13 protein-coding genes and 1 tRNA gene are annotated in these 15,079 nt (G+C 68.4%); 7 read left to right on the top strand and 7 right to left on the bottom strand.

All coding sequences use genetic code 11. The features are described 5' to 3' along the window. The first annotated feature begins 4 nt into the window (after window positions 1-4). Window positions 5-688 (top strand): potassium-transporting ATPase subunit C, encoded by a 684-nt coding sequence (locus tag BX283_RS27160; RefSeq protein ID WP_101390125.1) that lies wholly within the window; start codon window positions 5-7, stop codon window positions 686-688. Window positions 689-705: 17 nt separating this feature from the next. Here the strand turns inward: BX283_RS27160 and BX283_RS27165 are convergent. Further along, a protein-coding gene (locus tag BX283_RS27165; RefSeq protein WP_101390126.1) for an IS5 family transposase occupies window positions 706-1,520 on the bottom strand; the annotation gives its coding sequence in 2 pieces (ribosomal slippage) (window positions 706-1,178 and window positions 1,178-1,520; 816 coding nt in all). Between the two features lie 65 nt (window positions 1,521-1,585). On the opposite strand from BX283_RS27165, the gene BX283_RS27170 reads away from it, so the two are divergent. Further along, window positions 1,586-2,299 carry a response regulator gene (locus BX283_RS27170; RefSeq protein ID WP_101390127.1) on the top strand — a complete coding sequence of 238 codons (714 nt, stop codon included), beginning with the start codon at window positions 1,586-1,588 and terminating at the stop codon, window positions 2,297-2,299. Window positions 2,300-2,385: 86 nt separating this feature from the next. Further along, on the top strand, window positions 2,386-2,460 hold the full coding sequence (locus BX283_RS42475; protein WP_371657075.1) for a 50S ribosomal protein bL37: 75 nt from the start codon (window positions 2,386-2,388) through the stop codon (window positions 2,458-2,460). A 169-nt stretch (window positions 2,461-2,629) separates the two neighbouring features. Here the strand turns inward: BX283_RS42475 and BX283_RS27175 are convergent, their stop codons facing one another. The 4 genes from BX283_RS27175 to BX283_RS40755 all read right to left on the bottom strand — a co-directional run bounded on the left by BX283_RS27175 (window position 2,630) and on the right by BX283_RS40755 (window position 10,199). Beyond that, window positions 2,630-5,251 carry an RICIN domain-containing protein gene (locus BX283_RS27175; protein ID WP_101390128.1) on the bottom strand — a complete coding sequence of 874 codons (2,622 nt, stop codon included), beginning with the start codon at window positions 5,249-5,251 and terminating at the stop codon, window positions 2,630-2,632. 41 nt (window positions 5,252-5,292) lie between these two features. Further along, on the bottom strand, window positions 5,293-7,671 hold the full coding sequence (locus BX283_RS27180) for a non-reducing end alpha-L-arabinofuranosidase family hydrolase (RefSeq protein WP_101390129.1): 2,379 nt from the start codon (window positions 7,669-7,671) through the stop codon (window positions 5,293-5,295). Window positions 7,672-8,171: 500 nt separating this feature from the next. Then, window positions 8,172-9,743: a sigma-70 family RNA polymerase sigma factor gene (locus tag BX283_RS27185; RefSeq protein WP_101392599.1), complete on the bottom strand. Its 1,572-nt coding sequence runs from the start codon at window positions 9,741-9,743 to the stop codon at window positions 8,172-8,174. A gap of 368 nt (window positions 9,744-10,111) precedes the next feature. Further along, window positions 10,112-10,199 (bottom strand) — tRNA-Arg (locus BX283_RS40755). A 91-nt stretch (window positions 10,200-10,290) separates the two neighbouring features. Here BX283_RS40755 and BX283_RS27190 point away from each other — a divergent pair. Then, window positions 10,291-11,226: a phosphotransferase family protein gene (locus BX283_RS27190; protein WP_101392600.1), complete on the top strand. Its 936-nt coding sequence runs from the start codon at window positions 10,291-10,293 to the stop codon at window positions 11,224-11,226. 16 nt (window positions 11,227-11,242) lie between these two features. On the opposite strand, the gene BX283_RS27195 is transcribed toward BX283_RS27190, so the two are convergent. Next, window positions 11,243-12,496: a hypothetical protein gene (locus tag BX283_RS27195; RefSeq protein WP_180357263.1), complete on the bottom strand. Its 1,254-nt coding sequence runs from the start codon at window positions 12,494-12,496 to the stop codon at window positions 11,243-11,245. 403 nt (window positions 12,497-12,899) lie between these two features. Here BX283_RS27195 and BX283_RS27200 point away from each other — a divergent pair, with 403 nt between their 5' ends. The 3 genes from BX283_RS27200 (at window position 12,900) to BX283_RS27210 (ending at window position 14,058) form a co-directional block, all read left to right on the top strand. Beyond that, entirely contained in the window at window positions 12,900-13,451 is a 552-nt protein-coding gene (locus tag BX283_RS27200) for a bifunctional DNA primase/polymerase (RefSeq protein ID WP_306822868.1), read from the top strand. Further along, entirely contained in the window at window positions 13,441-13,734 is a 294-nt protein-coding gene (locus tag BX283_RS27205) for a hypothetical protein (RefSeq protein ID WP_101390132.1), read from the top strand. Before BX283_RS27200 ends, BX283_RS27205 begins: the two co-directional genes overlap by 11 nt. A 123-nt stretch (window positions 13,735-13,857) precedes the next feature. Then, window positions 13,858-14,058 carry a hypothetical protein gene (locus BX283_RS27210; RefSeq protein ID WP_306822825.1) on the top strand — a complete coding sequence of 67 codons (201 nt, stop codon included), beginning with the start codon at window positions 13,858-13,860 and terminating at the stop codon, window positions 14,056-14,058. Between the two features lie 343 nt (window positions 14,059-14,401). On the opposite strand, the gene BX283_RS40095 is transcribed toward BX283_RS27210, so the two are convergent. Continuing rightward, the gene (locus BX283_RS40095) at window positions 14,402-15,067 is read right to left on the bottom strand and encodes a hypothetical protein (protein WP_218976527.1); all 666 of its coding nucleotides are present in this window, start codon (window positions 15,065-15,067) and stop codon (window positions 14,402-14,404) included. Window positions 15,068-15,079: the final 12 nt, after the last annotated feature.

Below are 15,079 nucleotides of genomic sequence, written 5' to 3' on the forward strand. Positions count from 1 at the left end.
CGTCATGAACAACTCGGTATCCCACACGGCCCGGTTGATCGGCGCGGGCCTGCGCGCCCTGCTGGTCCTCACGGTGATCTGCGGCGTCCTGTACCCGCTCGCCGTCACCGGCATCGCGCAGGCCGCCTTCGGCGGCAAGGCGAACGGCTCGGAGGTCAAGTCCGGCGGCAAGGTGGTCGGTTCGGAGCTCATCGGCCAGCGCTACGACCTCCCCAAGAAGAACCCCTCCGACCCCGAGGAGGCGGCCCGCCCGGACCCGCACTGGTTCCAGCCGCGCCCGTCCAACGGCCTGGGCTCCAACAAGGCCAACGGCGTCAACACCCAGTACGACCTGCTGGTCTCGGGTGCGACCAACCTCTCCGGCGACAACGACAAGCTGATCCAGCAGATCAAGGACGCCAAGGCGGCGGTGGTACGGGACAACTCGACCCCGACGTACAAGGTCAACCCCTCCGACGTCCCCGCCGAAGCGGTCACCTCCTCCGGCTCGGGCCTGGACCCGGACATCTCCCCGGACTACGCCAAGCTCCAGATCCACCGGGTGGCGCAGGTGAACGGCCTGCCGGTGGCGACGGTGGAGAAGCTGGTCGCGGACCACACGAGCGGCCGCATCCTCGGCTTCATCGGCGAGCCGCGCGTCAACGTCCTGAAGCTCAACATCGCGCTCAAGGAGACAGCGGGGAAGTGACGGGCTTAGACCGTGTCCTACATGGTGAGTTTGAGTAAACGTTTGTAGCAGCAGATGGCTGCGGCGAGGCCAAGAAAGGCCAGGTAGTTGATGGGTTGGCGTTCGTATCGGTGGTTGAGTCGGCGGTAGCCGGTCAGCCACGACATCGTCCGCTCGATCACCCACCTGCGGCGGCCGAGGCGTTCGCTGGACTCGATGCCCTTGCGGGCGATGCGGACACCGATGTGCTTGCCCCAGAGCCATCGTCGCAGGTGGGGGATGTCGTACGCCTTGTCTGCGTGCAGCCGTGTGGGTTTGGAATCGGCTGCGTGGGTTTCGTGTCCCATGTGGAAATGGGACAGCATCGGCTTCAGGGCGAGGCTGTCGTGGGTGTTGGCCGCGGAGAGTCCGACCCGGAGGGGCAGGCCGTCCGCATCGGACAGGATGTGCATCTTGGAACCGGGCTTACCCCGGTCCACGGGACTCGGACCTGCAAGTTCGCCCCCTTTTTCGCGCGGACGTGAGCCGAGTCGAGGACCGCACGGGACAGATCCACCAGGCCCTGCTCGTCCAGGAGCTGGAGAACCCGCTGGTGCAACCGGCCCCAGACCCCGGCACGCGACCAGATGAGGAAGCGACGATGCACCGTCGACTTCGACGCACCGAAGCAGGGCGGCAGAGCGCGCCATGCGCACCCACTGACCAGTACGTAGACGATCGCGGCGAAGACCGCCTCGTCATCAATGTTCGCGACTCCGCCGCCCTGCGGACGCACACGCGCCGGCGGCAGCAACGGCCTGGCCAACTCCCACAGACCAGCCGGAACGATCCAACCCCACCGCCCACTCCCCATAACCCACTCAACGACCAACTGGCCATGTAGGACACGGTCTTAGGGCGGGGTCGGGGAGCGGGCCGATGACCAGGGTGCTGGTGGTGGAGGACGAGCCGCAGCTCGTACGGGCGCTGGAGATCAACCTCAGAGCGCGCCGGTACGACGTGGACGCGGCCCCCGACGGCGAGACGGCCCTCACCCTGGCCGCCGCGAACCCACCGGACGCGGTGCTCCTGGACCTGGGTCTGCCGGACATGGACGGCATCGACGTGATGCGCACCCTGCGCCGCTGGTCACGGGCGCCGATCCTGGTGGTCTCGGCCCGCAGCACCTCGGACGAGAAGGTGGAGGCGCTGGACGCGGGGGCGGACGACTACATCACGAAGCCGTTCAGCATGGACGAGCTGCTCGCGAGGCTGCGGGCGGCGACGCGGCGGGGGGACGGGGGCCGGGGCGGAGGGAGCCTTGAGGCGGACCCCGCCGACGGGGCCGCCCCGGCCCGGGTGTCGACTCCCTCCTTCACCCTGGACCTCCTGGCGAAGAAGGCGACCCGGGACGGCGAGCCCGTACGCCTGACACCGACGGAGTGGCACCTCCTGGAGGTCCTGATACGCCACCGGGGCCGCCTGGTCACCCAGCGCCGGCTGCTCCAGGAGGTCTGGGGCCCGACGTATCGCACCCAGAGCAACTACCTCCGCGTCTACATGGCCCAACTGCGCCGCAAGCTGGAGGCGGACCCGTCCCACCCCAGGTATCTGGTGACGGCCCCGGGGATGGGCTACCGCTTCGAGGAGTGAGCGGCCGCGATGCGGGGGGAGAAGGCGGCTCATAGACTGGCCGTGGCGATATATCCCTGTTGGTACGGATAAGGGAGATGCGGTCCATGTCCAAGCGAGGTAACAAGCGACGCGCACGGAAGAAGAAGAGCGCGAACCACGGAAAGCGCCCGAACACCTGAGCCCGTAGGTCGATGGGCCCATAGGCCGCCGACGTGTCGGCGCCGTGCGGACCGCTGTTCACCGCCCCTACTGGCACGTTGTGCCACCCCTCGGGGCGCGGAGGCGCCATCCCTCACCCCAGGCGGGGCCGCAGGCCGTTGTGCCCGCGGCCCCGCTCCGGCGTTGGGGTCAGGACGGGTCGCCGTACTGGAGGCCGCGGCCGTTGGTGCCGATGTAGACGCGCCCGTAGGTATCGGGGTCGCCGGTGACGACGCCACCGCTGATGTTGCCCCACTGGTGGGCGTCGTCGTTGACGCGGAGCCAGGTGGCGCCCATGTCGGTGGAGCGGAAGACGCCGAAGACGTCCTTGACGGTACCGATCAGGTACAGGGCCTGGTAGGAGGCGCCGGGTGCGGCCTTTCCGAAGCCGAGGGCGGAGGCGGACTTCACCGTGCTGAGCGTGGTGAAGGTGCGGCCGCCGTCGGTGGAGTGCAGCAGCCCCTTGTCATGGCCGGCGATCCACAGGTCCCCGGCGATGCCGGGGACGGCCGTGAGCCGGCCGTCGGGCAGGTTGCCGGCGCGGGCGGTGAAGGTCGCGCCGCCGTCGGTGCTGGCGTAGAGCGTGCCGCCGGCCAGTGAGTAGAAGGTCCTGGCCGAGGAGCGGTCGGCGACGACCACGGCGTCGTTGCCCAGGCCGCTGACCCTCGACCAGCTCGCCCCCTTGTCGGTCGAGCGGTACGGGGCCTGACCGGCCTCGGTCCAGACGATGCTGGAGCCGTCCGCCGCGAGCGCGATGTGACCGTCCTGGGCACTGGGCACCGGCTCGGCCTTGAAGCCGTTCCAGCTGATGCCGCCGTCGGTGGAGTAGGCGCCGTCCTGCGCGCCACCCCGGCCGACACGCACCATCATCGAGGGGTTGGACTGGGCGAAATCGATGTCGGTGCTGTTGGCCATCATCGGGTTGCTCAGCCGCCCGGAGGGCACCTTGGTCAGGTCGTCGTGGCGGAAGCCGCCCTGGTCACCCATGGCGGTGATGACGGCGGCGCCGCCGGGAGGGGCGATCGCGTCCATCAGCGCGGTCTCCTCCAGCCCTCGGGCGCCCATGCTCCAGTGGCTGGTGCCGCCGCTGTCGGAGGCGCCGGCGTCCTTGCTGCGCAGGATGCCGTTGCCGGTGCCGTACAGCACGTGCCCGGAGTTGAAGGGGTCGATGGCCAGGGCGGTCATCCAGTGCCCGGTGTGGGTGCCGACGTAGGGAGCGCCGGAGGCGTCGCGCACCGACTTGTCGGCCAGTGCCTTCCAGGTGGTGCCGCCGTCGGTGGTCCGGTAGATCTCGTCCTCGGGCCACCAGCGGCCGAGGGTGGTGACCATCACCGTGGACGGCTTCTGCGGGTCGACGGCCAGACCGGAGAACCCGTAAGAGCCCTGGGACGGGGAGATGTTCTTCCACGCCCCGCCCGTCGGCGTGTACTTCCACACCGAACCCCCTGTTACGCCGTTGGGCCCGAGGTTGTTGGTGTACGTCAGGTACAGCGAGCCGTCACCGGAGACCACGCCGTGCTGCGGCATCTGGCCGGTGGGCTGCCCGGAGACGGCCTGCCAGGTGCTGCCGCCGTCGGTGGAGCGGTAGAGGGAGGTGGACTTGTCAGCGACGCCGACGTAGATCGTCCTGCTTCCGGCCGGGCCGTACGTCACGAAGGAGATGCCCGCGCCGCTGCCCGCCCCGTCCTTGACGGGGAACGAAGAGACCTGACTCCATGTCACACCGTGGTCGGTGCTCCGCCACAGGCCGTTCTTGCGGGTACCGAGCAGCAGGGTGCCGTTGTTCGCGGGGTCGATCACCAGCCGTTCGCCCGCCCCGCGGCCGTCCTCGTTGGCGCCCAGCTTGAAGGGCAGATCGGTGCGCTGGAAGGTGCGGCCACGGTCCGTGGAGCGCAGGATCGCGCCGTTGCCCGCCCAGCTGTTGGTGTAGGTGCCCGCCCCGAGGTAGAGCCGGTCGGGGTCGACGGGGTCGGTGGCCAGTGCGTCGATGCCCAGCAGGTTCCAGTCCTTCTCGCCCACCCAGTCGGTCAGCGGGATCCACTGCTCGGCCGCGGTGTCCCAGCGGTAGGCGCCGCCCATGTCGGTGCGCGCGTACAGCAGGCCCTTCGCACGCGGGTTGAACACCAGCCCGGTGACGTAACCGCCGCCCACCACCCGGGCGTTGTTCCACACATACGGCCCGGTTCCGGCCGTCTGGGACTCGGCCGTCCTCACCAGCTTCCACTGCTGGTTGGTGCTGCCCTTGCCGGGATACTGGATGACCACCGCGCCGTCGGCCGTGGAGCCTCCGGAGACGTCCAGGACCTGGCCGCTCCCGCGGGAGGTGAAGGTGACGGCGTCGGAACCGCTCACCTCGTCGATCCGCCACTCCTGAGAGGGGGAGGAGCTGTCGGTCTGCTGCTCGGCGGCGGCCGCCTGGGCGGACGAACCGCCCGCTATGCCCAGCACTTTGCCGCTGTTGCGGTTCACCAGCTCGTAGTAGCCGTCCCCGGCGGGTCGCAGCCTCCACTGCTGGTTGGCGGTGTTCTGGTCGGTCCACTGCTGGATGCGGGTGCCGTCGGCGGTGGAGAAGGCGTTGACGTCCAGCGCCTTGCCGCTGCGTACGGAGACCAGCCGGTAGTAGGCATTGCCGTCGACCGTCGCGGCCTGCGAATCGTCCTGCACGAACAGGAGATACGGCACGACGAGAGCGGGCGCTCCGAGCAGCAGTCCGGTCGCGGTCCAGCGGCGGCGGTGACGCCCGCGGCGCCCACCGTTCGTGGGGTTCTTCATGGGGGGTTGTTTCTCCTCGCGTATCACCGTGGATCGGGCAGTCAGCGCTGCGGGGTGAGGACACCCGGCCGGTACGGCAGCCGGTCGTAGGGGCCGTCCGCGGTGGGGGACTTGCCCTGGTAGAGGAACTGCAGGTGGCAGGGGTCGATCGTCATGGTCTGATCGGGGTTGGTGCGGATCAGATCACCGTGGCTGATGTCGTGGGTCCAGGTGGCGCCGCTGTTGGCCTTGCCCGCGAAGGGGCTGCTCTCGGTGGCGGCCTGCGGGGTCCACGTACCGTTCAGGCTGGTGGCCGTGAACGAGCGGAAGTAGCGCCCCTGCGCACCCTTCGCCTCGACGATCATGAGGTACTGCTGCCGGCCCTGGACCTTGTAGACCTGGGGGGCCTCGAACAGCTTGGCCTCCGTATCGCTCATGACCGTCGTGTACGACGAGCCGAAGCTGCCCGGGAAGTTCCCGATCGGCATGCTCGCGCGGTAGATCTTGCCGTTGTCACCGGCGAAGAACAGGTACATGTTCTGGTCGTCGGCGATCAGGGTCTGGTCGATCGGGCCGGTGGGGGAGTCGGTGCGGGGGATGCTGCCGGTGAACAGCGGCTGCGGCGCGGACCAGCCGTTGGGGTTGGTGGGGTCGCTCGACGTGCGGTAGATGAAGGGCCACTGGCCCCACTGGTACGCGAGGACCCAGACCTTCTTGGGCGCGAAGTAGAACAGCGTGGGCGCGACCGCGGGCTGGTTCATCGCCTTCTGTCCGGCGGACGCCATGTCCGACCAGTCGGTGAAGGGGCTGAACGTCATCGAGCCGTACTTCGACCCGTTGAAGTTCGACCCGTAGACCAGGTGCTTGCCGCCCAGCACCACGTGGGTGAAGTCCTTCAGCGAGGCCCACCCGTTCGCGGGCTGCGCCAGGGCACCCGTCGAATTCCACTTGTACGTCGACGGGAGCGCGCACGTGCCGCCGCCCGATCCGGACGGGGCGGTCCACTTCTGGTTGCCGACGCCGCCACAGGCGTGCAGCTGGATCTTCGTGCCGTTGGCGGTGGCCGCGCCGACGGCGTCGAGGCACAGCCCCGACCGGACGCCGGTGATCGTGCCGTTGGTGTTGATGTCCCACTGCTGGTTGGTGCCGCCGTTGCAGTCCCAGATGACCACCGCGGTGCCGTTGGTGGTGCCCTTGTTCTTGGCGTCCAGGCACTTGTCGCCGTGGATCTTCAGCTCCTTGCCGGCGGTGTGGGTCCAGCGCTGGTTGGCCTGGCCGCTGCAGTCCCACAGCTGCGCCTGGGTGCCGTTGGCGGTGGTGGAGGCGGGGATGTCGATACAGCGGCCGGAGGCCACGCCCTTGATCTCCCCCGTACTGGTACCGGTACCGGTACCGTCGGACGGCTTGCTCGGGGTGGTAGCCGGGCCGGAGTTGAGGGCACTCATGACGGCGGCGTACGCGGGTTTGGGCTTGCCGTTCCTGTCGAACAGGAGCGGGCTTTCGCCGCTGCGCCAGGAGTCGCTGTCACGAACGCCCCACACCGTGATGCCGGTGCAACGGGCCACGGACAGGCATGCTTTGACCGCGTCGGCGTAGTGGGTGGGCGATGCCTGGGCGATGTCCAGCTCGGTGATCTGGACATCGACGCCCAGGGCCGCGAAGTTGGCCAGGGTGGTCTTGAAGCTCGCCGGCGGGCCGCCCGCTCCGAAGTGGCTCTGGAGCCCGACGCAGTCGATGGGAACGCCGCGGGACTTGAAGTCCTTGACCATTCTGTAGACGCCCTGGGTCTTGGCGTCCGACCAGTTCTCGATGTTGTAGTCGTTGTAACAGAGCTTGGCCGAGGAGTCGGCCGCACGGGCGGTGCGGAACGCCTCCTCGATGAAGCCGTTGCCCAGAACCTTCTGGAACACCGAGCTGCGGAGCCGGCCGCCGGGGCCGTCGGCGAATGCCTCGTTGACCACGTCCCACGCGTAGATCTTGCCCTTGAAGTGGGTCATCGTGGCGGTGATGTGACGGTTCATCACGCCGCGCAGCGTGTTCGCGTCGCCGATCGAGCCGACCCAGGCCGGGAGCTGCGAGTGCCAGACCGTGGTGTGGCCCCGCACGCGCTGGCCGTTCGCCTTCGCACGATCGACGATCCGGTCGGCGCGGCCGAAGTCGAAGTTGCCGCGGGACGGCTCGACGGCGTCCCACTTCATCTCGTTCTCCGGGGTGATCATGTTGAACTCCCGGTCGACGATCGCGGTGTACGCCGAGTCGCCGAGCCTGCCGGCGGCCACAGCGGTGCCGAAGTACCTGCCCGAGGGGGCCGCCTGCGTACCCAGGCTCGCGGCTCCGGCGGAGCTGGGGAGGAGCGTCACGACACCGGCCACCACCGCCGCGGCCGACAGTCCTATCGTCACTGTCCGGCGACGCCGGCTGAGCCGGTGCAGGCCCTTCATGATTCTCCTCGGGGGTCGCGGGTCACCCTGGGTGCCGTGATCGTGGGGGCGTGTCGCGTCATGGGAGGGGCTTTCTTCCGGGGATACGTCAAAGGGGTATCGGGGAACCCGCCACGCCTGCCCGTCTTGGTGAGCGGCGGGAAGAGCACCCCATGTAAAGGAGGCTTCCGCCCTCGCGGTCTCGTAACGGAAAAGTCGCGCCGTCCGGACGATTGCTCAGTGATGCATCTCGCGGGCAGAAAGCGTTATGCCGAGCCCCGCGGTCTGGTCGTCGCTGTGGAAAGGGCGCGCCGCCCTGATCACCAGTGCGGGTTTTCGGAATGGCGGCAGCGGTCGATGAATACGGGCCGAAGCCGGGTCACATGGAGTGCGGGCCGAAGCCGGGTCACATGGAGTACGGGCCGAAGCCGGGTCACATGGAGTACGGGCCGAAGCCGGATCACATGGAATACGGGACGAAGCCGGATCACCTGCTCAAGGAGCGGTTCTCAGGCCCATTCTCAGGCCCAGGACCTGCGCAGGATGAAGGAAGCCTGGCCGGCGAAGGCCCGAGTGCCGTCGGACCCGTCGAGCCAGACGCCACCGTCGCGGTGGCGGATGACCGATCCCGGATAGTTGTGCGCGTGCAGGGTCACCGACCCGGCGACCGCCCCCGGGCGAGGACAGAAGGTGGCGTCTTCACGGAACAGCTCGCTGCCGTCGTTGCTGCTCAGCCGCAGCCGCAGGTAATGGTGGCGGAGGTACCGGCCGTCCGCGGCGCGGAAGGTGACGCACCGTGTGTCGGCCAGCCCCCCGACGACCGTGAAGGTGGCCCGCTGCCGTGTCTGCGTGCTGCTGGACGTGGAGACGCGGCCGAGCGTCGTGAAGTCGCCGGCATACGTGAGGTACAGGGCGGACTGGTCCACGGACTCCAGCGACTGTGCGCCCAGCGGAACAGTGCCTGCGGAGGCGGACGGACTCACCGGGGATGGTTCGGCCGACGCGGTGGTGCGCGACGGGATCGGCGTGGGAGTGCCGACCGTGGGGTCGCCGGCCGTAGGGGTGGCGACCGTAGGAGTGGCGATGACCCCGGGCTCCCGATGCGCCGGTTCGGGCCAGCTCGCGTAGGTGGCGATCCCGGCGATGAGCACCGCGCCGGTGGCGAGGCTCACCAGCTGGTGAGCGCTCGCCGCGTGGAGTTTGCCGATCAGCGGGCTGTGGAGACCGCCTCCCGCCGTCGCCGTGCCGGCGGCGGCGTGTGCCGTGGCCAGCCCGGCGGCGCTCGCGGCCGTGCCCGAGAGCAGGCCCTTGGCGGCCAGCGCGGCGACGAGCCCGGCAGGGACGGCCAGCGGCGCGAGGCTGAGGAGCAGTAGTTCGGCCGGAACCCGTTCTGTCGTCGTCGCCCCGCAGACCGGGCAGCCGCGGGTGTGCCGCGCGATCCGCTTGCGCCACACCGATGCGGGGAGACCGTCCCAGCCGACGACGGTCTCGTTCAGCTGCGGACAGCGCGGGTCGGCCTCCAGCGCGGCGACGATCGCGCGGCTCAGTTCCAACTGCTCGCGCATGCGTTGCAGGCGTACTCCGACGTGGGCGACGGTGAGTCCCGTCGCGGCGGCGATGTCGTCACGGCTCAGCGAGCCGGCGCGTTCCTGCCACCACAGCGACAGCAGCGCCCGGTGGTCCTCGTCGAGCCACCGGGCGGCTTCGACGGCCTGTCGGCGCTCGTCCGACAGATGCAGACGCAGGATCGTGACGTCCTCGGGTTCGGCCCCGGCGTCCGGTATCCGGCGTGCCTCGTCGATGACCGTGGTGCGGTCGGCGAAGGTGCGTTGCCGGTGCCAGTGGGTGTTGATCTGGCGGAGCGTGATCGACACCAGCCAGGACCGGAAGCTCTCCGGGGCACGCAGGGCAGGCAGGTCGCGCACCACGCGCAGCAGGGTCTCCTGGACGACGTCGTCGGCGTCGGCGTGTCCGCTCAGCGCTCGCCCGACGATGTTGTAGACCAACGGCAGGTACGCGGCGATCAGCTCCTCGCGCGCCCGGTCGTCACCGGCCTGCGCCGCGACGACCAGCCCCGCGTGGTCCGCGTCCATGAGCCCCATTCCCACCTTCCTCAGGGGAGCGGCCTTCCCGCAGGGAAACGATCCGCCGAGTACGGCGCCTCACCTTAGCGTCGGCAAGGTACGCGGCCAAAGCCTGCGCCGTAGGCCCACGGACCGGCCCGTACCGGCTTTGGAGGGGCTGGTACCACGCGGTGTGGACTTGCCGGTGATGCTTCATGGTCCATGCTCCATGGCCGACTCCCACAGATCATCTGGGTGCGTTCGAGTAGTCGGCGGCCAACTCGTGGAAGTGATCACTGTGATGCACCCGCTTCCGGCAGCACCCACCGGCACACGCAAGAAGACCCCGCACCCAGCGAAGTGGCTGGTGGCGGGGTCTTTAGGCACCTACTGAAAGGTGCCCCCGGCAGGATTCGAACCTGCGCACACGGCTCCGGAGGCCGGGTGAGGGCTGGCGGTGGTTGCTGCGCTGACCTGCTGCTGGGCGGTCGCCCGGGGGTCTGGCGAGGAAGATCATCACGTCCCTATTACGTGGGGCCCGATGTGCGCTTGCTCGTACGGCCGTATCGTCGAGTGCATGATCTCGGGCGACGGCAGCACGCAGGGCGGCGCGACGGAGTTCACGGCGGAGGCGGTGGGTTCCGTGCTCCAAGAGGCTTGTCGGCAGGCCGACTTGGAGCCATCGGGTGCTGAGTTGGTGCGGCTGGGGTCGAACGCGGTGTACCGGCTGGCGGCCGTGCCTGTGGTCGTGCGAATAGCCCAGGACCTGGACGCGCTGGGGGAGATGCAGCGGGTCGTGCGGCTGGCCCGTTGGCTGGAGGCGGAACGCTTTCTGGCGACTCGGGTATGGGGCAGCTTCGAGCAGCCGCTCGTGGTCGCCGGCCGTGTGGTGACGTTCTGGGAGAGCGTCCAGGAGCGCGAGGAGTACGGGACGGTCGGGGAACTGGCCGATCTGCTGCGGCGGCTGCACTGGCTGGAGGAGCCGGAGTCGCTGAGACTGCCGTACTTCGATCCGTTCGCGAAGCTGTCGGGCTCGCTGCGGCGGTTAGACGGGGTGAGCGGCGTATCCGGCGAGGACCGGGAGTTCCTGGATGAGCGGGCCGGGCGCTTGCAGAAGGAGTACGACCGGATCGACTTCGTGCTGCCTTTCGGGATGATCCATGGGGACGCGAACGTCGGCAACGTGCTGCGGCACCGGAACGGCTCGGCTGTCCTGATCGACCTGGACGGCTTCGCTCTGGCACCGCGGGAGTGGGATCTCGTCCTCACGGCGATGTACTACGAGCGGTACGGCTGGCACACGCGTGAGGAGTACCGGGAGTTCGTCTACCGCTACGGCCTCGACCTGATGAACTGGCCTGGGTACTCCGTGCTCGCGGACGTGCGCGAGCTGATGATGGTCGCGTGGATGGGGCAGCAGGTGGCGACAAGCGCCAAGTCGGCGGGGGAGTTCGCCCGCCGGGTGCAGTCACTTCGGACGGGGGAGGGACGGCGGGAGTGGAAGCCGTTCTGATGGGTGGCGGCTCGCGTCACCTGGTGGCGAGGCTCGTGGTTGCGATCCACAGTCGGTGCTCGGCGGCCTGGTCCTCGAAGTTCCTCACGACGGCTGAGGAGTTCCCCGTACGGGAGAGATGGGCGCGGAACTCCGCCAGGTAGCTCACGCAGCGAGCGGACTTCAATTGCTCCCCGAGATCTAGCGCGTCCAGAGCCACTCGGCAGGCTTCCTCCGGCTCTCCAGCCCGTAGATGGGCGTCCGCCAGGATCATGGTCGCGAAGAAGTCGCTCCGTACGTGGTTGCCGCTCATCGCGTTCTCGGCGTTGGCGACGGCTTGCCGGGCGCTGTTCACGTCGCGGAAGCAGTGCGCGGCCTCGGCCGCGAGCTCGGTCGTGTCGAAGTACGAGATCCACTCGGGCTCGTCGTCGCTGTTCTTGCTGTCGAGCGCGTTCGTGGCGGCCACCAGGGCGCGCTCGGTGGCCTTGCAGTCGCCCGTACGAGCGAGGGCGCGAGCCTCCATTGCGTGGAACTGGGCCCGGAGCGTCGGCGTCGCCACGGTGGAGATGCCCATGAGGGCGGCGCGTGCGAGCGTGGCGGCCTGCGTGTACCAGCCGAGGAAGGTCGCCTGGTGGCTCATGGCCGAGAGGATGCTTCCGGCGAGACGCCGGTCATTGGCGTCCTGGGCGAGCCGGAGGGCTTGGAGGAAGTACCGCTGCGCGAGTCCGTGGTGGCAGGCGTCATACGACATCCAGCCGGCCAGGAGCGTGGCCTCGGCGACGGCGGAGAAGAGCACGCGGCCGACCGCTTCCGTGTACTGCCCGGTGAGGAGCGGTGCCACGTCCCGGCTCAGATACTGGATCACGGCGTGCCGCGCGTGATCGCCACCGAAGCGATCGTCGAGCTGGGCGAACATGTCGCTGGTCGCCTTGATCGTGGCCACGTCGGCCAGTCCGACGCGGACGCGTCTCCCGTCTTGGTCGCTGGGGAAGGCTGGCTCCGGCGCCACGAGCCACCGAAGGGAAGCCTCGTTCCACGCGGGCTCGGAGGGTTCGGCGGTGAGGAGTGGTTCGTACCCGTTGAGGTCCGCGCGCCACAGCCGATCGACGTTGTCAAAGGCGGCTTCGGGGCTTGCTGGGTACGAGGCATCGAGCAGACCGGAGTCCTGGCTCCCGACATGGTTGAGCCCGAGCTCGGCCGCACTGACCCCGAGTGCAGTGCAGATCAACGGGCCGTAGAACTCGTCGGGGACGCTGTGGCCGTTCTCCCAACTGGCAATGCGTCGCTTCACGCTGGCATCGGCCGGGAGCTGGTGTCCGCAGTGCGCGGCGAGCGTACGCAGCTCGCGGACCAGCCGCGGTTGGCTCCAACCGCGATTCGTCCGGGCCGTGCGTAAGTGGCTGCCGACTGACTGTGTCGGGTCCGTGGTCGTCGCCCCCTCCATAGCGCCGCGACGGTGCCTGAGTTTCCCGCGCGTCTGAATGTACGGACTCGAAAGCGCCGATGTGAGGGGCAGACCGTAGTTCGGTGAACCGGGCGAGCGGGTGACGGGGGATGACGAGCCCGTCAGGTGGGCGTCATCCCCCGTCGCCACTCGTCATCTGCCCAGCTCAGGGGCCTTGGCGAGAGCCTGTCTCCACGCCGGTTGACTGCCGCCGGGTGAGAGCGACTTGGGGTGAGATGACGTGCAGAGGATGACCAAGAGGGGTGTCGAGTGGCTATCGGCTGCGTCGGAGGAGCCGAGCGTATGCCAGGCGGTCTGGCGGGAGAATCCGCGGCTTCCCTACCTGTTGCCCACCGGGCGTCTCTTCGACGTCGTGGTGGTTCCCCAGCGGGTCGGGCTTGAGGTCTTCGATCAACTGGTGCGCCGACAGATGCCGGTTGGGCCGGTCATGACCGACCGGAGGGCTCAGCAAGTGGGCTTCTTCCTCAACTCCGACTGGCGGAAGTCGTTCGAGGACTTCGTGTGCAGGGAGACGGACAGTCCGCCCGAGTACAAGTACCTCGACGACGGCTCCTATGTCGTCGTGCCGGGTCCGATGCCCCTGGCGGGCGACCGGTACGAATGGCTCCGCGCGCCCCTTCGCCGGCCGGAAGCCAACCCGCAGCGCCCGGCCGCGCTGGCGGTCATGCTCGTCGCGGCGGCTGACCTGGTCGCTCGGGTCGAGCACTACGGCGAGCGGTACTCGACACCTGCGGCTGTGGCGAGCCAGGTCCTGGAGGAGGCTGGGCCCGATGCGCAGTGAGGGCGAGCCGGACAACGACACGGCTCACTGGTCGCCGTTGGACAGCGACTCCTGGTACGCCGCGCGGAACGCGACGGCTGCCCTCCGCGACGTCCTCACGGCGGCGGGCATGGAACGGGACTTCCCGTACCTGAGAGCGGAATCGAATGCCTTCGGTCACGGCCTGGTCGAGCTGGGCCGTGTGTCCCCGGTGACGGCGGAGCGCCTGGCGGAACTGCTGCGCCTGGCGGCTGCGTGCGCCCGGACTCCGGACGGCACGTGCAGCCAGAGCCCGAGCCAGTAGGAGCGGAGAGGGGTAGACGAGATGACAGACCCACGAGGAGTGGTGGCGCGTCGGGCAGAGGACTTGGAGCCCGGGGTGCCGTACGTACGAGGCTGGCTGAGGGCCCGGCGTGGAGCGATGGCCTTGGCAGAACAACTGGCAGGGCTCGGCCTGGACACGGACTTCCCCGGCCTGAAGGCGGACGTGAACGTGAGAGGCGAGGGCCTGGTGTGCCTGGGCGCGATACGCCCGGAGACGGCTGAGTTGCTGGCGGAGCTGATCACGGCAGGGTTGTCCGCTGAGATGGCTGCTAAGGCGAAGCGCTCCGAGGCTCCAGCTGCCTGACTGATCCCCGTATCTGTGGTCGGCCCCCGCGACGGGCCGGGACCGGCGCCCCAGCGCCGCAGCCCGGCTTGGCGCGGGGGCCGACCACGCCATTGAGGTCAGAGCCGAGGCGCAGGCAAGGACCACAGAGTGAGCGACACCGCTGCGTATCCAACGGCACGACGACAGACGCGACTTGAGGTCTGAGCACCTTGTCGCAACATCTGCTAATGTCGTCGTCGTGAAGGGGTGTGAGGCTGAAGAAGCCCGTTGCGGTTCGTGACCGCTGGCATCCACAGAAGAGGGAGGTCCGGGTTCGAGTCCCGGCGGGTAGCTTAACTGGAAGAGCGCCCTCTTTTCACTTCTACCACCCTGCTCTCTGCATTGCTGCGGTTCCCTCAGCGTTGGTCAGATTGAGCGCCTGGTAGTAGCTGCGGAGGAAGCCCGCCAACTTTCTTTTACGCTGTGCAATGTGGACCAGCTGCGGGTGTTCGGAGACGAAGTCTTCGAGTGCAACGTCGGCCCACGTGTCGCGTGAAAGACCGTCCCTGAGCGCGAAGTTCATTTCCTGTGATATCCGCTTTGTTACCGCTAGTGCTAGCACTAGCTCTCCGTGTGAGAAAGTAACGGGGACGCCGATCTTAACGCGGGTAGCCGGGGAATCGCCCGTTACTTTCATCCACTGGGCGAGTGCCCTATGAGATAGATTATTGGCTGCCGTGACAAGTCCCTGCTGGGGTTTTCCGCCTGCATGAATCACTGCGTTACGCATGCGGCGAATCAGGTGGTATTGCTCGATAGAATCACTTGGGAGCTGTTTACCGATCTTCTGTTCGAACAGCCCATGCATAGACGATGCACGTGCATTTCTTATTTCCGCTGAAGTGATTTGCCCATCCCTGAGTAAGAGGGCGAAGCAGGTATTGGCGAAGTCCTCATGAATGGCGAGGGCGTAGGGTACAGCCATAGCGCCTAGGTGCTGCTCCGCTTGAGACAGCAGCGAGCGGGCATTCGCCGTCGTGAGGTTCATGCGCCGAATATG

The organism is Streptomyces sp. TLI_146 (assembly GCF_002846415.1).
Lineage (GTDB): Bacteria > Actinomycetota > Actinomycetes > Streptomycetales > Streptomycetaceae > Streptomyces.